Genomic DNA, 652 nt, shown 5'->3' with positions numbered 1-652 from the left:
CCCAAGGTTTTTGTGACGCTACAACATCTGGCAAATCTGCCGATCGCGCATCGAAAGCAGATTCAAAACGACCATAAAGCACCACAAACCACGCCTTACCTTTGTATGTCGACCGCACATAATATAAATCTGGAAGTTGGTTCGACTCTACAAAACGCTGCGCTGTTGACTCATTATAAGAACCCAATACCTGAAGCGTGTAATTAGCGCCACCAAATACTGAAGAATCTTCTTGGCTTTTTTTCACCGATACCTTTATGACTTTATCTTCAGGCATATCAGTACCAAGATTTTCCGTGCTTGTCCGAACAACCTCAGACTCAGGCTTCACGCTCGACTCTAATGCAGTGACGCCTGAATCAGTATCAGCTGCATCGTTATTCTTTTCATTCGCTAGGACTGGATCGTCAGACTGCGCACCTTTCGACCCGACTAAATCAGAGTCCTCTTTGGCAGACTCTTTTGTCTCTAGCAAATCATCACTCGCTACATTTTCAGCCGCCAAGGTCTCATTAACAGCTAGCGAAGATTCATTCTCAACAACTACCGCTTCTTGCACCACATCAAACTTCTCACTTTGTCGCAACGCTTCATCCAATCGAGCTAAACGCTCACGCTGAGCTTCTTCATCTATCACAACGCTTTCACTAGC

Annotated in this window: 1 protein-coding gene; it reads right to left on the bottom strand. The window is 45.2% G+C overall.

Annotation, left to right across the window (positions count from 1 at the left end):
• Positions 1–652 (bottom strand): SPOR domain-containing protein (locus A3739_RS29180; protein WP_369821080.1); only part of this gene is annotated, 652 nt, incomplete at both ends.

It is taken from the genome of Oleiphilus sp. HI0067 (assembly GCF_001635735.1).
The sequence above is the reverse complement of the archived record's forward strand: the minus strand, read 5'-3'. Positions and strand labels throughout refer to the sequence as shown.